At 58.9% G+C, this 25,608-nt stretch carries 24 protein-coding genes and 1 other RNA gene; 17 read left to right on the top strand and 8 right to left on the bottom strand.

Annotated elements, in window-relative coordinates; all coding sequences use genetic code 11:
- Window positions 1-3: 3 nt before the first annotated feature.
- Genes ACP15S_RS07295 through ACP15S_RS07285 form a run of 3 tightly spaced genes read right to left on the bottom strand, consistent with a single transcriptional unit; the run spans window position 4 to window position 2,768 of the window.
- A complete protein-coding gene (locus ACP15S_RS07295) occupies window positions 4-1,074 on the bottom strand; it encodes a hypothetical protein (RefSeq protein WP_425038908.1) in 1,071 nt (356 codons plus the stop codon).
- Between the two features lie 27 nt (window positions 1,075-1,101).
- Window positions 1,102-2,217 (bottom strand): 3-dehydroquinate synthase, encoded by a 1,116-nt coding sequence (gene aroB / locus ACP15S_RS07290; RefSeq protein WP_425038907.1) that lies wholly within the window; start codon window positions 2,215-2,217, stop codon window positions 1,102-1,104.
- Entirely contained in the window at window positions 2,217-2,768 is a 552-nt protein-coding gene (locus tag ACP15S_RS07285) for a shikimate kinase (RefSeq protein WP_425038906.1), read from the bottom strand. The genes aroB and ACP15S_RS07285 overlap by 1 nt, the downstream gene beginning before the upstream one ends.
- Window positions 2,769-2,928: 160 nt before the next feature.
- Between ACP15S_RS07285 and ACP15S_RS07280 the strand changes: the two genes are divergently transcribed.
- The 3 genes from ACP15S_RS07280 to ACP15S_RS07270 are packed head-to-tail and all read left to right on the top strand — an operon-like array spanning window position 2,929 to window position 5,583.
- Window positions 2,929-3,078, top strand: a complete 150-nt coding sequence (locus ACP15S_RS07280) for a hypothetical protein (RefSeq protein ID WP_425038905.1) — start codon at window positions 2,929-2,931, stop codon at window positions 3,076-3,078.
- Window positions 3,079-3,091: 13 nt separating this feature from the next.
- Entirely contained in the window at window positions 3,092-4,621 is a 1,530-nt protein-coding gene (locus ACP15S_RS07275; RefSeq protein ID WP_425038904.1) for a hypothetical protein, read from the top strand.
- Window positions 4,618-5,583 carry a site-specific tyrosine recombinase XerD gene (locus ACP15S_RS07270; RefSeq protein ID WP_425038903.1) on the top strand — a complete coding sequence of 322 codons (966 nt, stop codon included), beginning with the start codon at window positions 4,618-4,620 and terminating at the stop codon, window positions 5,581-5,583. Before ACP15S_RS07275 ends, ACP15S_RS07270 begins: the two co-directional genes overlap by 4 nt.
- Here the strand turns inward: ACP15S_RS07270 and ACP15S_RS07265 are convergent.
- The gene (locus ACP15S_RS07265) at window positions 5,526-6,332 is read right to left on the bottom strand and encodes a metallophosphoesterase family protein (protein ID WP_425038902.1); all 807 of its coding nucleotides are present in this window, start codon (window positions 6,330-6,332) and stop codon (window positions 5,526-5,528) included. The two genes, ACP15S_RS07270 and ACP15S_RS07265, sit on opposite strands and share 58 nt — an antisense overlap.
- A gap of 79 nt (window positions 6,333-6,411) precedes the next feature.
- On the opposite strand from ACP15S_RS07265, the gene ACP15S_RS07260 reads away from it, so the two are divergent.
- The 10 genes from ACP15S_RS07260 to ACP15S_RS07215 all read left to right on the top strand — a co-directional run bounded on the left by ACP15S_RS07260 (window position 6,412) and on the right by ACP15S_RS07215 (window position 13,744).
- On the top strand, window positions 6,412-7,722 hold the full coding sequence (locus ACP15S_RS07260) for an HlyC/CorC family transporter (RefSeq protein ID WP_425038901.1): 1,311 nt from the start codon (window positions 6,412-6,414) through the stop codon (window positions 7,720-7,722).
- A 64-nt stretch (window positions 7,723-7,786) separates the two neighbouring features.
- A complete protein-coding gene (locus ACP15S_RS07255) occupies window positions 7,787-8,230 on the top strand; it encodes a hypothetical protein (protein WP_425038900.1) in 444 nt (147 codons plus the stop codon).
- A complete protein-coding gene (locus tag ACP15S_RS07250; RefSeq protein WP_425038899.1) occupies window positions 8,227-8,724 on the top strand; it encodes a nuclear transport factor 2 family protein in 498 nt (165 codons plus the stop codon). Before ACP15S_RS07255 ends, ACP15S_RS07250 begins: the two co-directional genes overlap by 4 nt.
- Window positions 8,725-9,076: a transfer-messenger RNA gene (gene ssrA, locus ACP15S_RS07245) on the top strand.
- 91 nt (window positions 9,077-9,167) lie between these two features.
- Window positions 9,168-9,569, top strand: coding sequence for a nuclear transport factor 2 family protein (locus ACP15S_RS07240; RefSeq protein WP_425038898.1), 402 nt, complete (start codon window positions 9,168-9,170; stop codon window positions 9,567-9,569).
- Window positions 9,570-9,683: 114 nt separating this feature from the next.
- Complete coding sequence (gene chrA / locus ACP15S_RS07235) at window positions 9,684-10,949, top strand: chromate efflux transporter (RefSeq protein ID WP_425038897.1); 1,266 nt, start codon at window positions 9,684-9,686, stop codon at window positions 10,947-10,949.
- Window positions 10,950-11,022: 73 nt separating this feature from the next.
- Window positions 11,023-11,511 (top strand): SspB family protein, encoded by a 489-nt coding sequence (locus tag ACP15S_RS07230; protein WP_425038896.1) that lies wholly within the window; start codon window positions 11,023-11,025, stop codon window positions 11,509-11,511.
- 111 nt (window positions 11,512-11,622) lie between these two features.
- On the top strand, window positions 11,623-13,017 hold the full coding sequence (gene fumC, locus ACP15S_RS07225; RefSeq protein ID WP_425038895.1) for a class II fumarate hydratase: 1,395 nt from the start codon (window positions 11,623-11,625) through the stop codon (window positions 13,015-13,017).
- A gap of 143 nt (window positions 13,018-13,160) precedes the next feature.
- A complete protein-coding gene (locus ACP15S_RS07220) occupies window positions 13,161-13,373 on the top strand; it encodes a DUF4169 family protein (RefSeq protein ID WP_425038894.1) in 213 nt (70 codons plus the stop codon).
- 146 nt (window positions 13,374-13,519) lie between these two features.
- Window positions 13,520-13,744, top strand: coding sequence for a ribbon-helix-helix domain-containing protein (locus tag ACP15S_RS07215; protein WP_425038893.1), 225 nt, complete (start codon window positions 13,520-13,522; stop codon window positions 13,742-13,744).
- A 78-nt stretch (window positions 13,745-13,822) separates the two neighbouring features.
- Here the strand turns inward: ACP15S_RS07215 and ACP15S_RS07210 are convergent, their stop codons facing one another.
- The 3 genes from ACP15S_RS07210 to ACP15S_RS07200 form a co-directional block, all read right to left on the bottom strand.
- A complete protein-coding gene (locus tag ACP15S_RS07210; protein WP_425038892.1) occupies window positions 13,823-14,704 on the bottom strand; it encodes a fructose bisphosphate aldolase in 882 nt (293 codons plus the stop codon).
- A gap of 81 nt (window positions 14,705-14,785) precedes the next feature.
- Window positions 14,786-16,189 carry a cytochrome P450 gene (locus tag ACP15S_RS07205; protein WP_425038891.1) on the bottom strand — a complete coding sequence of 468 codons (1,404 nt, stop codon included), beginning with the start codon at window positions 16,187-16,189 and terminating at the stop codon, window positions 14,786-14,788.
- Window positions 16,186-17,472, bottom strand: coding sequence for a hypothetical protein (locus ACP15S_RS07200; protein ID WP_425039670.1), 1,287 nt, complete (start codon window positions 17,470-17,472; stop codon window positions 16,186-16,188). The genes ACP15S_RS07205 and ACP15S_RS07200 overlap by 4 nt, the downstream gene beginning before the upstream one ends.
- A 147-nt stretch (window positions 17,473-17,619) precedes the next feature.
- Here ACP15S_RS07200 and ACP15S_RS07195 point away from each other — a divergent pair, with 147 nt between their 5' ends.
- Window positions 17,620-17,844 (top strand): sulfurtransferase TusA family protein, encoded by a 225-nt coding sequence (locus tag ACP15S_RS07195; protein WP_425038890.1) that lies wholly within the window; start codon window positions 17,620-17,622, stop codon window positions 17,842-17,844.
- 50 nt (window positions 17,845-17,894) lie between these two features.
- Here the strand turns inward: ACP15S_RS07195 and ACP15S_RS07190 are convergent, their stop codons facing one another.
- Window positions 17,895-20,729: an Rne/Rng family ribonuclease gene (locus ACP15S_RS07190; protein WP_425038889.1), complete on the bottom strand. Its 2,835-nt coding sequence runs from the start codon at window positions 20,727-20,729 to the stop codon at window positions 17,895-17,897.
- A 693-nt stretch (window positions 20,730-21,422) separates the two neighbouring features.
- On the opposite strand from ACP15S_RS07190, the gene ACP15S_RS07185 reads away from it, so the two are divergent.
- The 3 genes from ACP15S_RS07185 to ACP15S_RS07175 are packed head-to-tail and all read left to right on the top strand — an operon-like array spanning window position 21,423 to window position 25,557.
- Entirely contained in the window at window positions 21,423-23,288 is a 1,866-nt protein-coding gene (locus tag ACP15S_RS07185; protein WP_425039669.1) for an extracellular solute-binding protein, read from the top strand.
- Between the two features lie 6 nt (window positions 23,289-23,294).
- A complete protein-coding gene (locus ACP15S_RS07180) occupies window positions 23,295-24,371 on the top strand; it encodes a microcin C ABC transporter permease YejB (protein WP_425038888.1) in 1,077 nt (358 codons plus the stop codon).
- A gap of 4 nt (window positions 24,372-24,375) precedes the next feature.
- Entirely contained in the window at window positions 24,376-25,557 is a 1,182-nt protein-coding gene (locus ACP15S_RS07175) for an ABC transporter permease (RefSeq protein ID WP_425038887.1), read from the top strand.
- The last annotated feature ends 51 nt before the right edge of the window (window positions 25,558-25,608 follow it).

The raw sequence follows: 25,608 nt of genomic DNA, 5'->3' as shown, positions 1-25,608 counted from the left end.
GCCCTACGCCTTGGATTTGCGACGCTTTTTGGGCGACCAGGCTCTGGCCAGCTCATCATAGAACAAAAGTGTCAGCAGATCGGTCGGTGTGGCGGCATCGCCGTGTTTGATCTTGCGCCGCGCCATCATTGTTGTCAGCAGCGCGACCTCATCGTCGCGCAAGCGCTCCAAGTCCGCTTCCAACTCAAGATCAGGGAGCTCCGTTTCTGTCAGAGCGGGAAGTGACTGGGTAAAATCAACGCCCGTCGCTTTTGCGAGCCATGTGACGTCACTGACATCGACCGTCCGTGCTGTGAAAGCAGCGTCCGGCAATCGAAAGCTCGCGCCCTTGAATTTCCGCGACACCAGATCGACGAAGCGCTTTCTGATTTCAATGATCCGCTTGCTGCCCGTTGAAAGGGGGCCGTTTCGATTAAAGTGAAACAGGACCCGCATGGCCGGATCGCTCAGGCTTTCGTTAATCACAGTTTCCGGCCAATCCACATCACCAATGCCCGCCGCCTCCATCACGTCGCGCACAACGGAGTTGCGATAGAGAAGATCGCGCCGAAACTCCTTGATCACAACATTGTCTTTGCCAAAGACATCGAGGAACTTCTTGAACCGCCGACGGTAATCCGGCTGGGGCACCATGACCTCTTTGCAATCGAATTTGACGAGTTGCTGAAAGGATGAGCTGGCAAAAGAAATCGGATCGCGCGCATAGCCAAGGATCAACACCCTGTCGCATTCCGGCGCCAGCATGTCATGCATGTCCTGCACGCCAGCGAGGGGAATGCGGGAAATGTCTTCGCCAGACAGGATCAGGACATCGCGATCCAGTTTGATTTCTTTTGCAAGCCTTTTGCGAAAACGCGCTGCCATTTCATCAACCTGCGCGCGTGTGATGCCACGCTGGCGGAAATAGCGTTTCTCGTAGCGGTTCTCGGCGAAGATCGTATTCACGGGCACGGAATGGTTTTCGTTGCTCAGATCGGCATAGCGCACACGCCCGTCATCATAACCCACAAGGGAGCGTTGCACGGAGCTGGACCCGGTCTTGTGCATGCCGATATGCACCAAAATCGTCTTCAACGCTCTCTCACTCCATCTCGAGCGCGCTCAGCGCTCCTTCAAACCGTCCTGCAACAGCTGGACCACTGCCTCTTTGGGGACATCTGACGTCACGAAGGCCTCACCAATCCCGCGCGCCATGATGAAGCGCAATCGCCCATCGATGACCTTTTTATCCTGCCCCATGAGGTCCACCAAGGCCTCCGCCCCGGGCAGCGCCCCCGGAATATCGCCGAGATCGCAACACATGCCCATGCGCCGCAGATGCGCGCGCACACGGCTCGGCTCTTCTTGCGAACATAGCCCCAGGCGCGACGACAACTCAAACGCGAGAGCGCACCCGATGGCAACGCCCTCCCCATGCAGCAAACGATCAGAATAGCCTGTTGCCGCTTCCAGCGCGTGGCAGAACGTGTGCCCCAGATTGAGAAGCGCCCGGTCGCCCAGCTCGGTCTCATCGCGTGCAACAATGTCCGCTTTCATCTCGACAGAGCGGCGCACGGCATAAATCCGTTTATCAACGTCGCCAGCCACCATGGCGGGCGCGTTTTCCTCCAACCATGCGAAGAATGCGGCATCGCCCAGCATGCCATATTTCACAACCTCGCCGTAGCCCGCCAGAAAATCGCGAGGCTGCAGCGTGTCCAGCACGTCTGTATCGGCCAGCACCAGCGCGGGCTGGTGAAACGCGCCAATCAGGTTTTTCCCGGCATGTGGTGAGTTGATGGCCGTCTTGCCGCCGACCGAACTGTCGACCTGCGCCAAGAGAGATGTCGGCACCTGCACAAAGCGCACACCTCGCCGCATAATCGCAGCCGCAAACCCAACCAGATCGCCAATGACGCCACCGCCAAGGGCCACGACGACGTCATTGCGCTCCACCTTCTCAGCGAGCAGCCATTCAACGACCTCTTGCAGATGCGCCCAACTCTTGGTGGTCTCGCCTTCCGGCAGCACAAGTGAGGTCATCCCAACACCGCCCGCACGCAATCCCGCTTCGAGAGCTGCCAAATGCTGTGCGCCAACCCGCGTGTCGGTGACCACCGCCACACGAGGCCGCGTCAGCAGCGGCGCGATCTCATCACCCGCGCTCGCCAGGAGACCCGTGCCGATCCGCACGTCATAAGCCCGCTCGCCCAATGGTACGTGAACCGTTTCCACCATCACTTTGCCTTCTCCAACACATCGGGCCGGGTCAGCAGCGCCTCGAGGACGCGCTCAGCCATGTCTTCAATCGCGTAATCCGCATTGGCCTTTACGCGTAAATCAGCCTTGGCATAAAGCGGAACCCGGGCATTGAAAATCTCTTCCAACGTCGCACGCGGATCCTCTGTGCGCAGCAAGGGGCGTGTGTCTTTGCTTTTAACGCGCGACCACAGCAATTCGAGATCACCATCGAGCCAGACCGAGACGCCCCGTTCCGAGATCGCCGCACGGTTCTCACGAGCAAGAAAGGCCCCGCCCCCGGTCGAGAGCACACAGCGCTCCGTCGTGAGCAACCGTTCGATCACTTCGCGCTCCCGCGCTCTGAAAAACGCCTCGCCATCGCGCTCGAAGATTTCGGGAATCGTCATATTCGCGGCCTCGACGATCTCCGCATCGGAATCGAGGAACGCCACACCCAGCTTGCCCGCAAGAGCCCGCCCGACGGCCGTTTTGCCCGCGCCCATCATTCCCACCATGACTATGGTCTTTTTGACGATGTACTGCGTCATGCCCGCAAATTTCTGCTTATTGCCCGGTGGTGAATTGCATTTCCTGACTGAATGACGTGAACTTGCTCAAAAGGCTAGGTATAAGAGCGAAAAAAGGCCAGTGTTGCCTTCACAGAGGCAAGCTAGGGCCAAACAGGCAGGAAAGGCACAAGGCCACACCATGGGGCGCTTGATCAAATATTTGTTTTATCTCGCCATTCTTGGCGGCATTGGCCTTGTGGGCTATGCGTATATCGGTCCGTTTTTTGGTGTCGATTTCTCCCCACCCGCTGAAGAGATTCGTCAGCCATTGGTGCTGGATGCGAAGTAGGGCATTTCTTTGTGTGGCCCTGATCGGCGCCACACCGGCTCTGGCAGAAGGGCCTTTGTCGGCAATCGATTGGCTGGACGCGGCGCCCATTCAGACCCCTGCCCCGATTTCCATAGCGCCGGGCGCATCCTTTGATGAGCCCAAGGCCACGCAGGACGCGAGCGTCGGTGACGTCACCGTCACGGCGTTGGACGCGCCAAGCGTGGGCGGTGTCGGGTTGCTACCAGCGCGCGTCACAGGCTTTCCGACAGACCTTTGGCGCGGCCTCGATGCGGATCGTTTGCAGCGCTTGTTGGCGGATCTGCCAACTCAACAGGCTTTGCCTGCCGCCCAATCGCTGGTGCTGACGTTGTTGCTTGCAGAGGCCCAGCCCCCCCAAACGGGCTCCGCTGACGACTTCCTCGCGGTCCGGATCGATGCATTGACCGATCGCGGCGCCGTTGGACCCGCGCAAGAGATGCTCCGGCTGATCCCCAATTTGGAGTCTGCCGTTCTGATGCAGCGCGCAATGCGGCTGGCCTTGCTTTTCGGAGAGACAACTGAGCTTTGCGCACGTGTCGCAGGAGAGCCGCGGCTCGCGCCTGATCTGGCGCAGCAAGTATATTGTCAGGCGCAAACCGGGGCCTGGTCCGAAGCGGTCACGACGCTTCAGGCGGGACGCGCCTTGGGAGATATTAAACCTGGCCGATACGAACGGCTCTTGCGATTCCTCGATCCAGATTTGGCCGAAACGCTGCCTCCTCTGCCGCCACCCGCCCTGAACCGCCTCGATGCTTTTGACTATCGCCTCATGGCGGCCAGTGGCGAGCCTGTGGCGACATCCGCGCTACCGGTAAAATTCGCCTTTTCCGATCTGAGTGGCGATGCCGGCTGGAAGGCCAAGTTGGAGGCCGCTGAGCGCCTTGTGCGCGCCGGTGCTCTGAGCGAAACGCAGCTATTTGCGGCCTACACCGAACGCAAACCCTCTGCCTCAGGCGGCGTTTGGGATCGCGCACGTGCGGTTCAGACGCTGGAGCAGGCATTGGAGGGCAATGACGCCGACACCATCGAAAAGGCGCTGGAGGCGGCCTGGCCTTTGATGCGCCAACATGGTCTGGCCGTGCCGTTTGCCCGCAGCTATGCAGACAGCCTGACCCGCAGTACGGCCTATGACGCGCCTTCAGAAACGCTCATCGCCATTGGTTTGCTATCGCCCGATTATGAGCGTTTGGCACGCGATTTGGGACCGTCTGAGACGACATTGCGTTTCGCCCAGAGCCTCGCGCTGGGATCGCCTGCCGCCCCGACTTCCGCCCGCGACCGCGCCATTGCCGCTGCCTGGGATGACACCGCAGCGACTATGCCCCAACAGGTGTCGCGAGATTTGGACAGCGGGCATGTCGGCGCCGTTGCCCTGCAAGCACTGGGCCGCTTGTCCAGCGGTGCCGATGGCAATTTGCAACATTTGACGCAAGGGTTGCGCACGCTCCGGGCGTTGGGTCTCGAAGACGTCGCACGCAGGGCCGCCTTGCAGGCCATCCTTGCGCTGGAGACGCGACCGTGAGTTCTGACGGGCACTTCATTCAGTCCTTTCTAGAAGCGCAAGCCGCAGAACTCGGCGCGGCCCATAATACGTTGCTCAGCTACGGCCGCGATCTGCGCATTTTCGGCGATTGGCTCAGAGAGCGGGGCCAGCAATTGGAGACAGCGCAACGCGCGGATGTCGAAGCCTTTCTCGTGGCCTCCGAGACCGAGGGTCTTGCGCGCGCGACGCGCGCACGGAGGCTCTCCTCCATCAAGCAATTCTATCGCTTTGCCTTTGAGGAAGGCTGGCGCAGCGACAATCCGGCAATCCAGATCACCGGGCCAGGAAGGGAGAAACGCTTGCCCAAGATCCTTTCGGTGGATGAAGTTGATGCCCTGCTCGACGCAGCGGCGCATCTTGGCCGCACGCCTGAGGAAAAACTGCGCACAACCTGTTTGATGCAATTGCTCTACGCAACCGGCATGCGCGTGAGCGAGTTGGTGACACTACCTGTGGCGGCTGTCCGCGGCGACCCCCGAATGATCCTGATCCGGGGCAAAGGCGGCAAGGAGCGAATGGTGCCACTCTCGCAACCCGCCCGCGAGGCGCTGGAGCACTGGCTGGCTTTTCGCGATAGCGCCGAAGAAAAACGCGTGGCTGACGGTCATGGACCGTCTCTGTTTCTCTTCCCCTCCCGCGCCAAGGCAGGCCACCTGACTAGGCAGAGCTTTTTCAATACAATCAAATTACTGGCGCGCGAAGCTCATGTGGATGATGGTAAGGTAACACCCCATACCCTGCGCCATGCTTTCGCCACGCACCTGCTCCAGAACGGCGCAGACCTGCGGGCGATCCAGACGCTGCTGGGACACGCGGATGTCGCGACAACGGAGATTTACACGCATGTTCTGGAGGAGCGCCTGAGGGATCTGGTTCTCGAGCATCATCCGCTCGCCACGACCCGCAAGTCTGGCGGCAAGACATCCTCAGACGGCCAATAGCCGCTTTCCAGCGCGTGATCATATCCTTGTGTCAATCCCGCCGCACGCATCGCCTGTTGCGCTGCGCGCCAATCATACGGCAAGGGCCTGAATTCAAATCCGTTTTCACTCATGATTGTGTAGAATGTATCGGATGATCCGTTGTTCGCAGGCATCCCGATCGCCCCTGCATTGACCCATGTCACCCCGTCAATTTCGCGCTGAAACGGGATCCCGCTATGGCCACTCAAGACAACGTCAACACCTGAATTTGGATAAAGAATTGAGTTCAGAATATTGATTTCATGCGTGAATTCCTCCTCAGGAGTAGTGCTCCACATGAAGCGCGACACATCTGATGTCGCGCCATGCAGCACCGCGACGCGTCGTCCATGTGCTTCGAACAGAATACAATCCGGCAAACCGTTCATCCATGCCCGGCTGGCCTGACTGACATCGCGACGCGCGTGGGCATACCAGGCCATCGACAGACGATCGCATGTTGTCCCTTCTTGAAAGCCACACCCGCAGTCTTCCGCATCTGCCGCCAGCTGCAACTCACAATTCCCGGCGATGGACGGGATGCCGGATTGCCGCATCGCTTGAACGCAATCTTCTGCATCCGCGCCATAGGCCACTATATCTCCAGTACAGATCGCCGTGCGCTCTCCCTTGGCGGCGAGCAAGGCCGTCAGCGCTTGTGCGTTTGAATAGACGCCCCCAAAAACTACGATCTCACCTGACAATGCGCCGATTTCTTTGATCCGCATATCCTTAACCGGCCTCTCTGCCCTTGATGCGCCCCGCTCGCATCCCCATAACCTTGCCAACGCAGGAGAACACCAATTCATGGAACCGTCCACCACCGTCTTTGACACAGCTTTCTGGAGCACGGCCGCAGCCATTTTGGGCCTGCTGGTCTTGTCGGGCTTCTTTTCTGGCTCCGAAACAGCGCTGACGGCGGCCTCCCGCGGCAAACTGCGCAGTCAGGCAGACAAGGGCTCCAAGGGCGCGGCGCGGGCATTGGCGATCACGGAAGACAATGAGCGCCTGATCGGATCGGTCCTTCTGGGCAATAACCTGGTGAATATTCTGGCCGCATCCCTCGCGACGGCGCTCTTTACCCGCGCCTTTGGCGAAAGCGGTGTCGCCTTGGCCACTTTGGTCATGACGTTGCTGGTGCTGATTTTTGCCGAGGTGCTGCCCAAAACCTATGCGATCACAAATTCGGAACGGGCCGCAGCATTGGTATCACCGGTCATTGCTGTGGTTGTGCGCGTCTTCTCGCCCATTGTTTCAACAGTGCGGTTGCTGGTGCGCGGCGTTTTGAGCGTCTTTGGCGTCAAGACCGATCCCGACAGTAACATTCTGGCCGTGCGCGAGGAAATTCAGGGCGCGTTGACCCTTGGCCACGCAGAAGGCGTTGTCGAAAAAGAGGATCGTGACCGGATCCTTGGCGCGCTGGACCTGGCGGACAGGACTGTCGAAGAGATCATGTTGCACCGCTCCGGTATCGAGATGATTGATGCCGACAGCCAGCCGCGCGATATTCTCCTTCAATGTCTCGAAAGTCGCCACACCCGCCTGCCTGTGTTCAGGGATGACCCTGAGAACATCATCGGGATGGTTCATGCCAAAGATCTGCTGCGCGCCATGTACAAGCTGATCGATGGCGCTGAAAATGCCAACGCGGCATTGGACGGGTTCGACATTCGTGAAGTCGCCATGAAGCCCTATTTCATCCCGGACACAACCTCTCTGGACGATCAGATGCGCCAGTTCTTGAAGCGGCAGACGCACTTTGCCCTCGTTGTGGATGAATATGGCTCGCTAGAAGGTTTGATCACCTTGGAGGACATTCTTGAAGAGATTGTCGGCGAGATCACGGACGAATTTGATGAGGGCGAAGACAACGCTTTGCTGCAAACAGAGGATGGTCACTATCTGATCGATGGGGCCATGACTATTCGGGATCTGAACCGCGCGACCGATTGGAACTTGCCCGACGATGAGGCCAATACGGTTGCAGGTCTGGTCATCCACGAAGCGCAACTGATACCAACCGTCGGCCAGGTGTTTTCGTTTCACGGATTTCGATTCGAGGTGCTGGCGCGCGCCGACAACCGGATCACAAGGCTTCGCATTCGTCCATTGAGCTGAAAAACCGCGCAACAATCGACGCGATTTACCCGGTGTTTACGCAACACACGCTATCGCTCTGCGCATGAGCGAGATGCAAACACAAGCGCGCGAAGCGTTAACCCAGATCCTGGAACAGGCATGGAAACGGAAAGACACCTCCGTTTTGCATGACATCTACCATCCTGAGTCCAGGATTGAGGGGATTTTGCCCGAAGCAACCGTGAGCGTGCAGGAACTGTGCGATCTGGTCGATCAATTCAACATGATGGTCGACGTACTGGATTGGGAATTCGTGCACGATTTTTGCGACGGCACCGAAAACCACTACGCACGGCTGAACGTCAAGGTGCGGCTCAATGCATCAGGTCGGACCGCGTGGTTCAACATGGTCAATTGCACGACCATGCGCGATGGCCGTATGTCGGGGGCTTATATCCAGATTGACGCGCTGACCTTCCTCGAAAAGATCGGGCTCATGCCTCAGGGTTCGCTCTATATCGCATTCGCAGGGGGAAGCTTCTCATGAAGGCACATCTCCGGAATACGTTCGAGCCAGCGCGCGCCCCTTTTGAACTGCCGTCGCCACAGACGGCAGAGATGCTGCATGTGATGAAACGCATCTTTCAGGAGATCTGGATCGACGAACATGATGAATGCTTTGACGAGCTATATCATCCCGATGTCGAAGTGCAGGGTATCGACCATGGGAGCTCTGTCGGACTGGAAGATTTCAAGGATCTAGTTCGGGAATTCCGCAGACATCAGATCATGCGCGACTTCAAGATCATCGATGTAATTTCCGACGATCATAGCCGCTGCGCCATCTGGATTGACTACAAGGTCCATGTCAAAGCCGCAGAAGCGGACGCGACGCTATCGGTTGCCTGCAATTACACGATCACGGACGGCAAGGTGAAACACGTTCGGGTCTTGATGGAGCGCCTGGCAGTGCTGGAAGAAATTCATGCCATCCCCGATGGCGCCTATTTTATCGGACTTTCAGGTGGCCGTTTCGCCTGATCTCTTCACAAACCAATCCATCCAACTTATATGTTGGGTGTCCTTTCGGGGACTATGGACATAAACGCGCTCGTAATAAGCGGATCGGACCCGGGGGCGGTACCCGGCGGCTCCACCAAACATCCTTCGTTTGAGGATCATGGGGCCGAACTAGGATCGACGGACGTCTAAAGGGGTTAGCTTTGTCTCGGCTGTCTGCCACCGTTACCGGCGAAAAAAGTACAATTGCAAACGACAATCGTGCTCCGGTTGCTCTTGCTGCGTAAGCAGTTCGAGGAATCGAAATCTTAAGTCCTAGCGCCTAGCCGTGTTAGGCGGGGTCCGCAGGCACCTGGCAACAGAAGCCTGCACCTTCACCGACATACACTGTTTGTTAGGGGTCACGCCCTACACACTTTGTCATGATGTATTCCGCTTCTTTTGCCCAAGAACTCGTGTCCTCAATGCTCCATGCTGTTTGGGTCGAGCAAGACTATGCAAAGATGGCACGCTACTTTTCTCCTGATGCGGCCATTCATGGCGTAATCCCTGGCATGCAAATGACCTTGGCGGACTATGCCGAAGCCGCCGCCCAAGTCGCCAGACTGGCCCAGGTCCATCGAATCGACATCCGCGATTTCGCAGGGCAAGCGCCCGGGCCGTTGGCGGCGCGGGTCATGTTGGACATGACGGCATTGGCCACAAAAGCCTCCGCCCCCATGGAAGCCGCCGTCTTTTGCAAAATCGAGGACGAGCTCATCGTTGAATACCATGTGGTTCTCGATCTCATGACATTTCTGGAGCAATCCGGGCTCGTCGCGGAAGATGCGCGTATGCTCTTTTTGACCGGCTCACCTCTGGCTTGACCAAAGCAGGACTTGAGCGGACCATAAACGTCTCGCTTGCACAGACGCGCGCCCCGGGGCACTTAAGAGTGAACAGCAGAACCTGATCTGTCTGATCCCTTCGGAGCCCCTCACGTGCAACGCACTCCCCCCGCTACTCTTCGCGAGCTTATCGGTGTGTTTGGCAAAATCGGTCTGCTCTCCTTTGGAGGCCCCGCGGCACAAATCGCCCTATTGCAGCGCGAGATTGTGCACGAACGCAAATGGCTGGAGGATGATCAATTTCTCAAAGGTCTCGGATTTTGCATGATGCTTCCCGGACCGGAAGCGATGCAATTGGCCACCTACGCTGGTTGGACCCAGCGCGGCATCATCGGGGGTGGTATTGCAGGAGGTTTGTTTCTGCTGCCCGGTGCTTGTGTCATCGCAGGCTTATGCGCGCTCTACATTGTCTATGGTACGAACCCCGAGGTGCAAGGGGCTTTTCTTGGCATCAAGGCGGCTGTACTTGCCATTGTGTTGCAGGCGGTTTGGAGGCTGTCCCGGCGCGCTTTGTCGCGCCGCAGTGACATCGTCTTGGCCGTATTGGCATTTCTGATGCTCACGAGTTTGGACGTGCCTTTCCCGCTTGTCATCGCGTCTGCCGCGGTTTGGGGCCTGTTGCACCGGGCATCGAGCACGCCAAGCAATCCTGTCAAAGCTGACCTATCAAATGCCCTCAAAACGCTCGCAATTTGGGGCGGGCTGAGCCTATTGCCGCTTGTCGTATTCTGGCTCGCAGGCCACGACATGCTCTTCGAGTTGGCTCGTTTCTTCGGCCAATTGGCACTGACCTCCTTTGGCGGCGCATATGCTGCGCTCGCCTACATGACACAAACCGTGGTCACGACCCAAGGCTGGCTCAGCGCAGATCAGATGATTGATGCATTGGGTCTCGCCGAGACCACGCCCGGCCCGTTGATATTGGTGACACAATTTGTGGGGCATTTGGCCGGCTATGGCGCAGGCGGGTGGATGCTCTGGGCCACCGCAGGGATCACAGCGCTGTGGATGACGTTTATGCCATGCTTCCTCTGGATCTTTCTGGGCGCGCCATACCTCGACGTGCTGATGTCGCGGCCTCGCCTCGCAAGCGCACTCAGAAGCATCACCGCCGCCGTCGTCGGGGTGATGGCATCGCTGGCCCTGTGGTTCGGCCTCAATGTCCTCTTCGACACACTCATCCGCACAGGCATCGGTCCTGCGACGCTGCTTTGGCCCCAGCTCTCATCAATCTCTCTTCCGGCGCTGGCCTGTTTGGGCATTTCTAGCGCTCTTTTGTGGCTACGCGGCTGGCCCGTCCCCATGGTCCTTCTCTTGTCCGCGCTTCTGGCCACAGCCTTGGGCTGGCGTCTCGCATGAGGGCCGACAGCTGCCCTTTTGTTTCCCATCGAATCCCCTATGATTGATGTATCGTTAAAGGAGCATGCCGCCGATGCCGCGCACGATCGACTATGGCAATCTGATGCACCGCGCCATGCGTGGCCTGATCCAGGACGTGTTGCGCGATGTGGCCGAGAATGGCCTGCCCGGCGAGCACCATTTCTTCATTACATTCGATACGGAGCATCCCGATGTCGAATTAGCCGATTGGCTGTCGGATCGTTATCCCGAGGACATGACCGTTGTCATGCAGCATTGGTATGACAATCTGAATGTTACCGATGAAGGATTTTCGGTGACTTTGAATTTCGGTGACAGCCCGGAACCCCTCTACATCCCCTACGACGCGATCAAGACCTTTGTGGACCCTTCCGTTGAATTTGGACTGCGGTTTGAAACACAAGATGAGGGCGAGGAAGAAGGTCTGCACGAGGTTGTTGCGGAAGAACCGGACGAAGAGGCGCCCGCTGCGCTTGATGTTGAGCCGGAGCCTGCGAAGCCCGCCGAAGTCGTCAGCCTCGACAGTTTCCGCAAGACCTGAGCCACCGCCACCATTTTCTAAAAACACAACCGATCTGCGCCCTTCTGGCAAGTTGCGCACAGGGGCTTGGCATTGTATGCGGCATACAAACGTATACCGATGGAGAGCGCCATGACCGCCACCCGCACAGAAACCGACAGTTTCGGCCCCCTCGAAGTTCCCGCAGACAAGTATTGGGGCGCACAGACACAACGTTCGATCATGAATTTCCCGATTGGATGGGAAAAGCAGCCGGTGGCCATCGTGCGCGCGCTGGGCGTGATCAAACATGCCTGCGCCAAGGCCAATATGGAGCTCGGCAATCTCGACGCGTCATTGGCTGACGCGATGATGCAGGCGGCCAGCGAGGTGCATCAGGGCAAGCTTGACGATCATTTTCCGCTCGTCGTCTGGCAGACAGGTTCGGGCACGCAATCCAACATGAACTCCAATGAGGTCATCTCAAACCGGGCCATTGAAATCCTTGGCGGCGAGATGGGCTCCAAGAGCCCCGTTCACCCGAATGACCATTGCAATATGGGCCAGAGCTCCAACGACACGTTCCCGACGGCCATGCATATTGCAACCGCCATGACAGCCCATGACGTGCTGATCCCCGGGCTGGAGAAACTACACGCCGCGATGCAGGCAAAGGTCGAGGAGTTTGACGGGATCATCAAGATCGGGCGCACGCATACGCAAGATGCCACGCCGCTCACGCTCAGCCAGGAATTCGGCGGCTACACACATCAGATCGCCATGGGCATTCAGCGCGTGAAAGATGCGTTGGGCCGCATCTATGAGCTGGCCCAGGGCGGCACTGCTGTTGGCACAGGTTTGAACACCAAACAGGGCTGGGGCGAGATGGTTGCCGCCAACATGGCGGAGATCACGGGCCTGCCCTTCGTGACAGCCCCCAACAAGTTTGAAGCGCTGGCGGCTCATGACGCGATGGTTGAGATCTCGGGCGCGCTTAAGACTGTGGCTGCGAGCCTGTTCAAGATCGCCAATGATATCCGGCTCTTGGGATCGGGCCCTCGCTGCGGTCTGGGAGAGCTGATCTTGCCGGAGAACGAGCCCGGCTCGTCCATCATGCCGGGCAAGGTCAATCCCACCCAATGCGAAGCCCTCACGCAGGTCTGCGCCCATGTCATGGGCAATGACGCGGCCGTGGGATTTGCGGGCTCACAAGGACATTTCGAGCTGAACGTCTACAAGCCGATGATGGCCTACAACGTCTTGCAGAGCATGCAGCTGTTGGGAGATGCGGCGGACTGCTTTACGGACAATCTCGTTGTTGGCCTGCAGGCTGATCGCGACCGGATCGAAAAGCTGATGCGCGAAAGCCTGATGCTTGTAACAGCCCTCGCGCCCGAAATCGGCTACGACAATGCCACAACAGTCGCCAAGACGGCCCACAAGAACAAAACCACGCTCAAAGAAGAAGCGATCAAGCTTGGCTTCGTTGACGAAGAGACCTTTGAGCGCGTCGTCCGGCCCGAAAACATGGTTGGCCCCAAGGCCTGAAGCCGCGATGGCGCGCGGCGCTTCAGCCGTGCGCCACATACCTTTGCACCTTCTGACCGCGGAAATCCGCTTGCAGTGTTGACGCGCCCCCGCGTCAGCCTTGTAATATGGCGTAACGCCGTGGGTCGGAGGCCGTTGCAAGCATGAGCAAGATCATCAATCTCAATCAGGCACGAAAGTCACGCGCGCGCGCCGCAAAACGCGCGCGTGGTGATGAGAATGCGCGGCGCCATGGCATGAGCAAGGCAGAGCGCGAGGCCACGGCAAAAACGCAGGAAAAATCCAATCGGCATCTGGATGGGCATGCCCTGCAAAAGCCCAATTCCGGCTCAATTGACTCCAAAGAGACGCCGTAAACGTCGCGTACACCATTAAATTGTAAAGACTGCTCAATGGATCGCTTAACAATGGATTTAGTGCTGCCCACATATCCGTCGCGCCCCCTGACATGGGGTCACCCTTTGCAAGACGGGCGTTGTGAGGCGTTTGAGCAGGTGACGTCATGAATACACGCCCGAAGAAACGCTCCCTGACGTTGAGAGGCCACCGGACCTCGGTTTCGCTTGAAGATGATTTCTGGCAGGCCTTCCGGGATATTGCCGAGCGGCGCGGCGAGCCTGTAAACGCGCTTGCAGCGCGGATTGACGAAGAGCGCGGCAGCGAATGCGGTTTGGCCTCCGCCATACGGCTCTTTGTGCTGGAGCATTACCGCAAGAAGGCCAGCTGACCTCTCCGTCACAGCCCAAACAAAAAAAGCCGCGGCCCACAAAGGACGCGGCTTTGTAATGTCTGGTGGTTACGGCGATCAGCTGGATGCCGCGAAAATCTTGTCGATATTGGCGCCGAGTGCTGCGTCGAACGCCTCATCGGATTGCTGCGCCGACAGACCTTCGGTCAACGCGCGTGAGAAACTTGCAATCATCTTGCTGTTCTTGGCCAGACGTTCGCAGGCTTCCGCCGTGCTGTAGCCGCCAGACAGGGCAACAACACGCTGCACACGCTGATGATCCGCACAGGCATCATAGAGCCCCGGCTTGGACGGAATGGTGAGCTTAAGCATCACGTCGCTCGAGATCTTGTCGAGATGGCGCAGAATTTCGTCGCGGACCATGTCTTCTGCTTCGGCCTTGGTCTCGGAATGGATATTCACTTCCGGCTCAAGGATCGGAACCAGCCCTGCCCCACAGACGGCCTCTGCCAGCTCGAACTGCTGCGCGACGATGTCAGCAATGCCCTTGGCATTGGCGTCATGCACCACAGAGCGTTCTTTCGTGCCGTAGATGCCGAAGCTCTTGGCTGTCTTGAGCGTCTCGTCAAGCCCCGCAATCGGTTTCATCAGCTGAACGCCATTGGCCGTCTCTTCCAGGCCCTTGTCGATCTTGAGAAAGGGAACAACGCCCTTTTGCGACCAGAGGAACTCCGCCACCGGCATGCCATTGATCGTCTCATGCATCGTGCGCTCAAACAGGATCGCACCGAGGATCTTGTCCGAGGAAAACCCGGGGGCCAGGATGATCCGCGCGCGCATCTCCTGCATGAGAGCGAACATCTCCGTATCATTGGCGTAGGCATCCTCTTCGATCCCATACAGCTTGAGAGCCTTGGGCGTTGACCCGCCAGATTGATCCAGCGCGGCGATAAAGCCGGGGGCCTTGGTGATGCGGGCAAGCTGGTCAGAATGGCTCATGTGCGTTCCTCGAAAAAAATGTCTTGATGACGTCTACGCCATGGCGCGCAGGCTGGGTAGGGCCGGAGGCGGCTTTTAACGCTAACACCGGTCACGCTGCCGCACGCGGAGGTATATACCGGCGCGCGACCGGACGGTCAGATGCGCCACTGGCACCGGAGGCGGCCTGTCTGTGAGGTCAAATTGCAGATCGCGCAGGAGTTTGGAGAGAATCAAAACACCCTCAGCCATGGCAAAACCCGCCCCCGTACACACACGCGGCCCAGCAGAGAAAGGCATATAGACCTCCCGCAGGCAGCGCTTGCCGTTCTCTGTGCTGAAGCGCTCGGGATCGAACCCATCGGGGTTGTCCCACATCCGCGTGTGTCGGTGCACATGCCAGGGAGACAAAACCATCTGGCTTCCCGGTTTTTGCTTCCGGTCTCGAAAGGCCTCCGGGCAGGTGTTTTCGCGCACCATCATCGGCACGGGCGGATAGAGCCTGAGGCTTTCGCGGAACACATCGCGCGAGAGACGCAGTTTGCTCAAGATACTAAAATCCGGCGCGCTGTGGGCGGAGCGGCCCTTCGGGGAGAGTTTTTCAGGCAAGATGAAGCTGCGAGCTTCTTGCGCCACTTTCTCCTGCCACTCGGGGTAAAGTGCCATGAGATAAAGCGTCCATGCCAGTGCGGAGGCGGAGGTCTCGTGACCGGCGAGAAAGAAGATGGCGACCTGATCGACCATCTCTTCCGCCGTGAACGTCTCGCCCGTTTGCGGATCACGCGTGGTCATGATTTTCGTTGCAAGATCATCAGGCGCCCCGCCTTTTTCGATCTCCTGTTGGCGCGCTTCGGTCAGTTCGGTGATCAAGCCGCGGATGATCTGCGCAGACTGGCGGGTGCGGCGCGAGAACCCTCGAGGCATCCAACGCGGGAGCGGCAGAAAAGCCGCGATATTCAACAGGGGTTGCTCGCGCTGGTAGGTGCGAAATTCATCAAAAACCTGAGCGGCAATCTCATGATCGATTGGGATGGAGAACAAGGTTCGGAAAATGACATCCGCAGCGGCATGGGAGGTCTCGGGCTCGACATCGATCTCCTCGCCCGCACGCGCGGCAAAGCGCGCGGTTGCGGCCTCTGCCGCAGCCCACATGGCGGGAAATGTGTCACGCAATCGACCGCCTTCGAACGCGGGATCAATGATCCGCCTTTGTCGCTTCCATGTCTCGCCATTGGTCAGAAAGACAGACTGGCCAAGGAGCGGGCGCAGGCCTTCCGAAATCCGGTCAGATTTCGGAAAATCGTCTGGACGGTCTTTCAACACGACCTTGATCAGATCGGGCTGGTTGAGAAGATAGGAGCGGAAAAACGGGGTTCGAAACTCCGCCATCCAGGCCCGGTAGAGCCGCGCAGGCTGCGCCGAGAGAATGTCCTGTTTGAAGAGCTTTGCATATTGACGCAAGGACACGCGCTCGGCCCGTGCAGGCGGTTTGGGCGGCAGCGTCATGGAGCCATCTCCCGGTAGCCGCTCACCGCGCGCTCGATCCGTGATTTCGACGCGGGGCGGTTGGCATATCGTGTGCCAAGCGTTTGGGGGCCCGCTGTGATCTGAAAGTAATCATAATCCTTGGGCGCATCAAATGCGCAGATGTACTGAAAATGCAGCCGGAAAAAGCGCCAGCGCAATTCTTTCCACCGTGCGGGGCTCAGTGATTGCGTGAAGGCCGCCGAAAAGACCAGCGGCCAACGCTTGCCCGTCTCAGGCGCGACACCGGACACCAACACCGGATCACAGAGCGCAAACGCGCATCCATCCCCAGGTGCTGTCACATCGATCCACGCCAAAGCCTCGCTTTGGCACAGGTCATGCAGGTCACGGCGCAACCGACGCGCTTCGGGCAGAAACGACACCATGGGCACCACCTGGCCTAGGCTCAAAAACCCAAGCGCAGGCCCGTTTGCGGGCACCCTGCCCGCGCGGACCAGATCGGCCAGGAGAGAAACGCCAAGATGCGCACCGGAGGAATGCCCGACCACAAGCACTTCGTCGACATCGCTTCGCAAACCCGCCGCGACTACATCGCTGAATTCTGCCAAACGCGCTTCCAACTCGGGCGGGTTGGCGCCGCGGCGACGCGCGGAATAGCTGTAGTCATGCATGAGGTAGTAGACGAAGAACTTGTTGTCGAAGCGTCTGAAGAGATCCAACAGCCACCAGGCTATGCCTAGCAGGCTGACCCAATAGATGCCGTTTGCAAGCATGTCTCGCGCGGCAGAACGCGTACTCTCGGGGCCAAGCGGCGCATAGCTTGCCAAAGCGGCCAGCCCCTGCCCTGCAAAATGACCGATCGCGAGAGCCAGCCCCAGCTGCGCAAGCAGCATGAGCACCGGATAGAGCGCGGCGATAACAGGCCCTTTGCGCAGGCGCATCAGCCGAAAGAGCGCGCCTGACCCGATATAGGCCCAAGCCGTTCGCAGCATGGCGCCGTAGGTCGCGAGGATCGAATGGCCCATGGAATTTTTGACGATGTCGGACCAGACCAGCACTTCCACCGCGCTGTCGATCTCCTGATCCCCGATTTGTGCCTGGACATGCCAACCATAGGGACCGGGCGTTGTCTTGGGCTTTATCTCAAGCTCATAGCCCGAAAGCGCCGCCTGCGCCGCGCCCTCTTTTCGATAGAGTTCCCGGTAGCGACGCGGATGAAACGGATCATATCCCGGAATATAGAAGACCCGGCGTCTGCGCACAGGACGCGCATCAGCCCGGGGTGCGGGCCCGGTCGCCATCGCTTGTTCAACACCGTCGTCCGACCTGCTCATGGGGTTGATCCTTACCTCCCCTTTAAGGCGAGTTTAAGGCTTCCAGCCCCATGCGCAACGCGAATACGCCGCCCCCACTGGACAGGCACGGCGCGCTGACCTAGATCGCCAGACATGCGTGACACACTCGATGCTCTTGGGCTCCTTTGCCCCCTGCCCGTACTTAAGGCCCGCAAACGGCTCAAGTCGCTCTCCCTGGGCGATGAACTGGAAATGTGGGCGGATGATCCGGCAGCGATTGTCGATGTTCCACATTTCTGTGCAGAGGCCGGTCATACGCTTGTCGAGGCCCGCGACGGCGATGGGCATCAGATCTACGTGATCCGCAAAGACGCATAAAAAAAAGGCGACACAAAAGCGCCGCCCTTTGTCTGTTTATCTCACGAGGTTTAGCGGGACCACCATCCCGTACGCTTTGGCTTGGCCGGCGCAGACTCGGCCTCGGCAGCGACAGGCTCGGGTTCCGGCTCAGGCTCAGGCTCAGGCTCAGGCTGTGGCACGGGCTCACTGGAGGATGCTTCGGGCGCATCCGTGGCGTCCTCCGGTTTGGCTTCTGGCTCGGGCGCAGGTTGAGGCTCCGCTTCGGTGGCTGTTTCTGCCCCGGTCTCTGTAGATGGCGCATCATTGGATTCAGCCGCAGCTTCCGCAGGGGCTTCAGCGTCCGCCGAGGTGCTGGCCTCCTCAGGTGCAGCTGGTTCCTGCGCCTCCGCCTCTGCGGGCGTGTCGGTCGCTTCTTCTTGAGCGTCATCTGTCTTGGCGGGCTCTGCCTTCTTGCGGGACCGCGTTCGTGTCCGGGACCGGCTACGGGGCTTCTTGGGCTCACCGTCTTTGTCAGCGTCTTTATCCGTGACTTCAACTGCATCTTCAGCTTTGGATGCCTCGGCAGTATTCTCCGCCGGTGCTTCCGCTTCAGAGGCCGCCCCAGTGTCCCCAGCCTCGGCCTTCGTCTCAGATGCCTCAGATGTTTCCCCATCCTGCTGCGTTTGCGCCTCATCCCCATCGGAGGATTTCCGACGGCGCCGACGACGACGGCGCTTTTTGCGCGGCTGTTCGTCGTCCTCGGCCCCATCTATGGGCGCCGCAGGTGCTTCCGCCTCGTCGGGCGTGCTGACGTCTTCGTCGACCTCTGCCATCAACTGCGTATCCACAGAGACCACCGCGGCCGACACTTCCGCGACGCGGCGTGTGGCTGTTTTGAACTTCTCCAGTGTGAAGTCGGGGCTCACTAGGCCCGGATCGCCTTCAATCCGCACGGCCATGCCATAGCGCGCTTCAATCATCGCGATATGTTCGCGCTTGGAATTCATCAGGTAATTGGCCACGGCCACCGGGCATTTGATGAGTACCTCGCGGGAGCGCCGCCGTGTGCCCTCTTCCTCAATCGCACGCAGAACCTGCAAAGCCATGCTGTCATCGGAGCGTACGAGACCTGTCCCATGACAATGGGTGCAGGGCGCGGTCGTGGCCTCGATCATGCCGGGGCGCAGACGCTGACGGCTCATTTCCATAAGGCCAAAGCCCGAAATGCGGCCCACCTGTATGCGGGCACGGTCTGTCTTGAGCTTGTCCTTGATGCGCTTCTCGACGGCGGCATTGTTCTTGCGCTCGTCCATGTCGATGAAATCGATCACGATGAGGCCCGCAAGATCGCGCAGGCGCAGCTGCCGGGCAACCTCCTCGGCCGCCTCAAGATTGGTCTTGAGCGCGGTCTCCTCGATGGAACCTTCCTTGGTGGCCTTACCGGAGTTTACATCGATGGCAACTAGCGCCTCTGTCACGCCGATGACGATATAGCCGCCGGATTTGAGCTGCACCGTGGGGTTGAACATCGCGCCGAGATAGCTCTCGACCTGGTGCCGCGCAAAAAGCGGCAGGCCTTCGGAGTAGTGTTTCACGTTCTTGGCATGGGACGGCATGATCATTTTCATGAAGTCCTTGGCGTTGCGGTAGCCGCGCTCGCCTTCGACCAGCACCTCGTCAATCTCACGATTATACAGATCGCGGATCGAGCGTTTGATGAGGTCGCCCTCTTCATAGATCTTCGCGGGCGCAATCGACTTGAGCGTCAGATCGCGGATCTGCTCCCATAGGCGTTGCAGGTATTCGTAGTCGCGCTTGATCTCTGTCTTGGTCCGCTTGGCACCTGCGGTGCGCACGATGAGGCCCGCGCCCTGAGGCACGTCGATCTCATTGGCGATGGTCTTGAGCTTCTTGCGGTCCACGGCGTTGGTGATCTTGCGGGAGATGCCACCGCCGCGCGCGGTATTGGGCATGAGCACGCAATAGCGGCCCGCGAGGCTGAGATAGGTGGTCAGAGCTGCGCCCTTGTTGCCGCGCTCTTCCTTGACGACCTGCACCAGCAGGATCTGGCGGACCTTGATGACTTCCTGAATTTTGTAGCGGCGTGCGCGCGGTTTGCGCGGAGGACGGATGTCTTCGTGATCATCGTCATCAGCCACGGATTCAATGGCCTCGTCCTTGTCCGCCGCCTTGGTTTTGGCAACCGTAGGCTCGTCTTCGCCCTCGTCGCCCTCGGTGGCCTCAGACGTCTCTGCGTCGTTGTCAGCCTTGGCGCCGGAACCATCATCCTCGGAAGGAGCGTCCTCTTGCGAGGTGTCGTCGGACGCCTCTGAGGAATCCTCCGCTTTCCCGGCATCCGCTTCTGCGGCGTCCTCGTCCGACGTGGCACCCACCGCATCGTCCGTGGGCTCTTCCACCGGTGTCTCTTCCACCGTCTCCATGGGAGACAGGCCCTCGCCATCATCAACGGCCAAAGAATCCTCGAGGTCGATGGTTTCCATCCCCTCGATATCCTTGGTCTCGATCACGTCATCCGACGTAACCTCTTCCGCCTTCGTCTTGGAGCGCGAACGCGACCGACGTTGACGCTTGGGCTTTTCCTCTTCTTCCTCGTCGCGCTTGCGCATCGCTTCGGCATAAGCGCGCTCTTCCTCGAGCAGGGCCTCACGGTCTGCCACAGGGATCTGATAGTAATCCGGATGAATTTCAGAAAACGCGAGGAAGCCGTGCCGGTTTCCGCCGTAATCGACAAAAGCCGCCTGAAGCGAAGGCTCTACGCGTGTAACTTTAGCAAGGTAGATGTTGCCAGCGAGTTGCCGCTTGGCCTCGGACTCAAAATCAAATTCCTCGACCTTGTGTCCGTCCACCACCACGACGCGGGTCTCTTCCGCGTGGGTGGCGTCGATGAGCATTTTCTTAGCCATTGTAACCTTTTGCACCGGGCAAGCGCATCATGCGCCGCCAGCCGAGTTGGGCCGGGGGGCGCTGTGCATCTTGTGAGGTGTCTGTGTTTGGCGATGGCGCGCGGCGTGATCGGGCCCGAAAGAGCCTCCGAGTCATGCCTGTTCATGTACGCGCGTTGCATCGCGGTTCTTCTCCGACAGCTGCGTTTGGTGCGCTGCCCATTAAGGTCCCCACGGACATGTCTGCGGGGCATTATCTGATTTCTGGTGCGCGAAAGCCGTGCCGCCTGAAATCCAATCAGCCTGTACCGATCCAGCTTTTTGAGGACCGACACAGCGAAACTCTCGCCCGACACCGCATAACTGATACGGCACCTGATGGGCATGTGGACAACATAGGGCTGCACGGTATGCAATTACAATCCGAAAAACGCAATCAGCCTGACTTTATTTAGCGTCAGGTGTCGCCAAGATATTGAGAGCGTGACATTCTTCGCGGTCTTGCCAAGCATAGCAGTGCGCAGCGCCGCCGCGTAGCCCGCTTAAATCGGAAAGAGGAAAATCACCTTTGATCACGCGAAATCAACTTGAATGTGGGCAAGCTGGCAAACTAGCTTAAATCAACAATATCAAGGTGAGACACACCCCTCGGAGGTTTCGATGCAAAAGATCCAACCCACCCGCCGTGATCCGAACCATGCGCGCGCTGCTGTCATGGCGCGCCCGAACGAGATTTGGCGATGGGGACTTGGTGCTGCGCTGGGTCTGGGCCTGCTGGCCGCTGCGGGGTTGGCGCAGGCCGCAGAAACCATCAGATCTCACGGCGTTTCGACATTCGGCGAATTGAAATACGACGCCGACTTCGCGCATTGGGACTACGTCAACCCCGAGGCGCCCAAAGGCGGCACCTTCACGACATGGGCCTTTGGCACCTTTGACAGCCTCACGCCCTATATCCTCAAAGGCAATGCCGCATCCGGTGCCACTGTCTTTTATGACACGCTCATGACGGGCAACCTGGAAGAGCCCGACGCAATGTATGGGCTTGTGGCCCATTCGATGGAATATCCGCCCAACCGCGAATGGGTCATTTTCTATCTGCGCCCCGAGGCGAAGTTCCGCGACGGCTCGCCGCTCACCGCCCATGATGTCGTCTTCTCCTACGAGGTGCTCGTGGAAAAGGGCCGCCCCGTTTACAAAACGACCTTTGCGGATTTTCAGAGCGTGGAAGCGCTCGACGATCACACGGTCAAATTCACCTTTGATCCCGAAGGCCCTCTACGCGAGCTGCTCATGACAGCCGCAGGCATCCCGATCTTTTCCAAGGCATACTACGAGGATCGCGACTTTGCCGACAGCAGCCTTGAGCCGCCCATGGGATCGGGCCCTTACACGCTGGATGAAGTCGATCCGGGCCGGTCTGTCAGCTACAAGCGCCGCGATGATTATTGGGCCAAGGATTTGCCCGTCAATGTGGGCCAGAACAACTTTGATCGCCTCGCTTTCGAGTACTTCTCTGACTACACCTCCGCCTTTGAGGCCTTCAAGGGCGGCGCCTATCTCTATCGTGAGGAGTTTTCCTCCAAGGTCTGGGCAACCGGATATGATTTCCCCGCTCTTGAGGCGGGCCACGTAAAGACAGAGATCCTGCCCGATGGGCGCCCCGCAGGGACGCAAGGTTTCTGGTTCAACTTGCGCCGGGACAAGTTCTCTGACCCTCGTGTCCGTGAAGCGATTGGCATGGCCTTCAACTTCGAATGGTCCAACGAGTCGCTCTTCTACGGCATCTATGGCCGCACAGACAGTTTCTGGGAAAACTCCGATACATTGCAGGCAGAGGGTATGCCGTCTGAGGCGGAGCTCGCCTTGCTGGAGCCGCTGCGCGAGTTCCTTCCCGAGACCGTGTTCTCTGAGCCCGCCTTCACACCTGCCATCTCCAGCGGGGAAGACCTGGGCGACCGTCGCACGTTGCGCCGTGCCGGACGCTTGCTGAGCGAGGCCGGTTGGGAGGTTGGAGATGATGGGTTCCGCTACAAGGATGGAGAGAAGCTCGTTCTCGAAATCCTCAATGATTCCGCTTCCTTCGACCGCGTTATTAATCCATATGTCGAAAACTTGAAGCGCTTGGGCGTCGATGCCAAGATGAATCGCGTGGACGCCGCAGAAGCGCAGGAGCGCGAGAAGAACTTCGACTTCGACATGGTCACCCAGCGCTTCGCCATGAGCCAGACACCGGGCAATGAACTGCTGCAGATCTTCGGCTCCGACACGGCCAACACCCCCGGCGCGGTGAACCTTGCGGGCGTCTCTAACGAAGGGGTGGATCGGCTGATCCGCATCATCGCCGACGCCAAATCGCGCGAAGATCTGACAACTGCCGTGCGCGCTTTGGATCGCACGCTACGTGCGATGCACATCTGGGTGCCGCAATGGTACAAGGGCACGCATCAGATCGCCTATCGCGATGTTTTCGGGCGGCCCTATACCGACAATCCCCCGCCCTTGTCGCTGGGCACCAGCAGCATCTGGTGGTGGGATGAAGACAAAGCCGAGGCGCTGCGCGCCGCTGGAGCTCTGTAAACCGCCATGGGCGCCTATATCCTCCGACGCCTGCTCCTCGTGATCCCGACGCTGATCGGGATCATGGTGATCAACTTCACACTGGTGCAATTCGTCCCCGGTGGCCCGATTGAGCAGATCCTGGCCCAGATCGAGGGCGAGGGCGATGTGTTTGAAGGCATTGCCGGTGGCGGCGGTGAGGTCGAGGCTGCCAGCGACAGCGATTATGCTGGCGCCCGTGGTCTGCCACCCGAATTCATTGCAGAGCTGGAGCGCGAGTTTGGCTTTGACAAGCCGCCACTGGAGCGCTTCCTGAACATGATGTGGAACTACATGACCCTCGACTTCGGCGAGAGTTACTTCCGCTCCATCTCCGTGATCGATCTTGTTATAGAGAAGATGCCTGTGTCGATCTCGCTCGGGCTGTGGTCGACCCTGATCGCTTACCTCGTTTCCATCCCGCTGGGCATTCGGAAAGCCGTGCGGGATGGCTCCTCCTTCGATACCTGGACCTCTGGCCTCATCATCGTGGCCTACGCGATCCCAGGCTTCCTTTTTGCAATCCTCCTACTCGTCCTCTTCGCCGGCGGCTCTTACGTGCAGATTTTCCCGCTCCGTGGCCTCACTTCGGACAATTGGGAAGACCTGAGCATGCTAGGCAAGGTGGCCGATTACTTCTGGCATATCACCCTGCCCGTCTTGGCCTCAACCATCTCCGCCTTCGCGACGCTGACATTGCTGACGAAGAACTCCTTCCTTGACGAGATCAAGAAGCAATACGTGATGACGGCACGCGCCAAGGGCTTGAGCGAGAGCCGGGTTCTCTACGGGCACATCTTCCGCAACGCCATGCTGATCGTGATTGCGGGCTTCCCGGCTGTCTTTATCGGCGTTTTCTTCTCCGGCTCGCTGATTATCGAGACGATCTTTTCGTTGGATGGGCTTGGCCGCTTGGGATTTGAAGCGGCTGTCGCGCGGGATTATCCGGTGATCTTCGGCACACTATTCATCTTCGGTCTGATTGGTCTCGTGGTCGGTATCCTGTCGGATCTGATGTATGTCTTCGTCGATCCCCGGATCGACTTTGAACGGCGGGAGGGCTGAGATCATGGCCGCACAGCCCGAACCCCACACGCCTCAAGAGACCGCAGCACCCCACGTGCCCGCCCCCAAGCGCAAGTTCTTCTCGCTCTCGCCCATCAACCAACGGCGCTGGCGCAATTTCAAACGCAACCGGCGGGCCTACTGGTCACTGTGGATTTTTGCGATCTTCTTTGGCCTCTCGCTCTTCGCCGAGTTCATCGCCAATGATAAACCCATCGTTGTGAGCTACCGGGGCGAGATCTACACGCCGATCTTCTCCTTCTATCCCGAAACAGCTTTCGGCGGCGACTTCCGCACAGAGGCGGCCTATCGCGATCCGGAAGTGAAATGCCTGATCCGCACTGGCGGTAATATCGATTGCTTCGATGAACCAGATGCGCTGATTGAGGCTGTCGAGCGCGGCGAAGAGGTGGGCGATGATTTCTACAAGGGCTGGATGCTTTGGCCGCTTATCCCTTACAGCTACACCACGCCTGTGGACCGCCCTGGCGCGGCACCTCTGCCCCCCAATGAGCAAAACTGGCTGGGCACAGACGACACGAAACGCGACGTCATGGCGCGCGTGATCTACGGCTTTCGCCTCTCAATCCTGTTCACGCTGATTGTGACAACCGCCGCGTCCCTCATCGGGATCATCGCCGGTGCCCTCCAGGGCTATTTCGGTGGCTGGTTGGATCTCATCTTCCAGCGCGTGATCGAGATCTGGGGGGCCACGCCATCGCTCTATATCATCATCATCATGTTCGCGATCCTGGGGCGAAGTTTCTGGCTCCTTGTGCTGCTCACGATCCTGTTCAGTTGGACGGCCCTCGTGGGCGTGGTCCGCGCCGAATTCCTGCGCGCGCGCAATCTCGAATATGTCCGCGCCGCGAAAGCTTTGGGTGTGTCGAACTGGACCATCATGTTCCGCCACATGTTGCCCAACGCCATGGTGGCCACAGTCACCATGCTGCCCTTCATCGTCACAGGCACAATCGCCACGCTGGCAGGCCTCGATTTCCTGGGCTTCGGCCTGCCCTCCTCCGCCCCTTCGCTGGGTGAGTTGACCTTGCAAGCCAAGCAAAACTTGCAAGCCCCGTGGCTGGGCTTCACCGCCTTCTTCGTCTTCGCCGTCATGCTCTCGCTACTGGTCTTCATCTTTGAAGGTGTTCGCGACGCGTTCGACCCAAGAAAGACCTTCTCATGACGCAGCGCCCCCTGTCTTCTTCTGGCCCCAAATACGCATATCCCACAGCGC

This window comes from Primorskyibacter sp. S187A (assembly GCF_049800955.1).
GTDB lineage: Bacteria > Pseudomonadota > Alphaproteobacteria > Rhodobacterales > Rhodobacteraceae > JAKVBH01.
The sequence above is the reverse complement of the archived record's forward strand: the minus strand, read 5'-3'. Positions and strand labels throughout refer to the sequence as shown.

Coding starts and splice junctions, on each gene's coding strand:
- aroB (WP_425038907.1), bottom strand. CDS start 2,217: ATGGTGGAAACGGTTCACGTACCATTGGGCGAGCGGGCTTATGACGTG.
- ACP15S_RS07285 (WP_425038906.1), bottom strand. CDS start 2,768: ATGACGCAGTACATCGTCAAAAAGACCATAGTCATGGTGGGAATGATG.
- ACP15S_RS07280 (WP_425038905.1), top strand. CDS start 2,929: ATGGGGCGCTTGATCAAATATTTGTTTTATCTCGCCATTCTTGGCGGC.
- ACP15S_RS07265 (WP_425038902.1), bottom strand. CDS start 6,332: ATGCGGATCAAAGAAATCGGCGCATTGTCAGGTGAGATCGTAGTTTTT.
- ACP15S_RS07260 (WP_425038901.1), top strand. CDS start 6,412: ATGGAACCGTCCACCACCGTCTTTGACACAGCTTTCTGGAGCACGGCC.
- ACP15S_RS07255 (WP_425038900.1), top strand. CDS start 7,787: ATGAGCGAGATGCAAACACAAGCGCGCGAAGCGTTAACCCAGATCCTG.
- ACP15S_RS07250 (WP_425038899.1), top strand. CDS start 8,227: ATGAAGGCACATCTCCGGAATACGTTCGAGCCAGCGCGCGCCCCTTTT.
- ACP15S_RS07240 (WP_425038898.1), top strand. CDS start 9,168: ATGCTCCATGCTGTTTGGGTCGAGCAAGACTATGCAAAGATGGCACGC.
- ACP15S_RS07230 (WP_425038896.1), top strand. CDS start 11,023: ATGCCGCGCACGATCGACTATGGCAATCTGATGCACCGCGCCATGCGT.
- fumC (WP_425038895.1), top strand. CDS start 11,623: ATGACCGCCACCCGCACAGAAACCGACAGTTTCGGCCCCCTCGAAGTT.
- ACP15S_RS07220 (WP_425038894.1), top strand. CDS start 13,161: ATGAGCAAGATCATCAATCTCAATCAGGCACGAAAGTCACGCGCGCGC.
- ACP15S_RS07215 (WP_425038893.1), top strand. CDS start 13,520: ATGAATACACGCCCGAAGAAACGCTCCCTGACGTTGAGAGGCCACCGG.
- ACP15S_RS07210 (WP_425038892.1), bottom strand. CDS start 14,704: ATGAGCCATTCTGACCAGCTTGCCCGCATCACCAAGGCCCCCGGCTTT.
- ACP15S_RS07205 (WP_425038891.1), bottom strand. CDS start 16,189: ATGACGCTGCCGCCCAAACCGCCTGCACGGGCCGAGCGCGTGTCCTTG.
- ACP15S_RS07200 (WP_425039670.1), bottom strand. CDS start 17,472: ATGGCGACCGGGCCCGCACCCCGGGCTGATGCGCGTCCTGTGCGCAGA.
- ACP15S_RS07195 (WP_425038890.1), top strand. CDS start 17,620: ATGCGTGACACACTCGATGCTCTTGGGCTCCTTTGCCCCCTGCCCGTA.
- ACP15S_RS07190 (WP_425038889.1), bottom strand. CDS start 20,729: ATGGCTAAGAAAATGCTCATCGACGCCACCCACGCGGAAGAGACCCGC.
- ACP15S_RS07185 (WP_425039669.1), top strand. CDS start 21,423: ATGGCGCGCCCGAACGAGATTTGGCGATGGGGACTTGGTGCTGCGCTG.
- ACP15S_RS07180 (WP_425038888.1), top strand. CDS start 23,295: ATGGGCGCCTATATCCTCCGACGCCTGCTCCTCGTGATCCCGACGCTG.
- ACP15S_RS07175 (WP_425038887.1), top strand. CDS start 24,376: ATGGCCGCACAGCCCGAACCCCACACGCCTCAAGAGACCGCAGCACCC.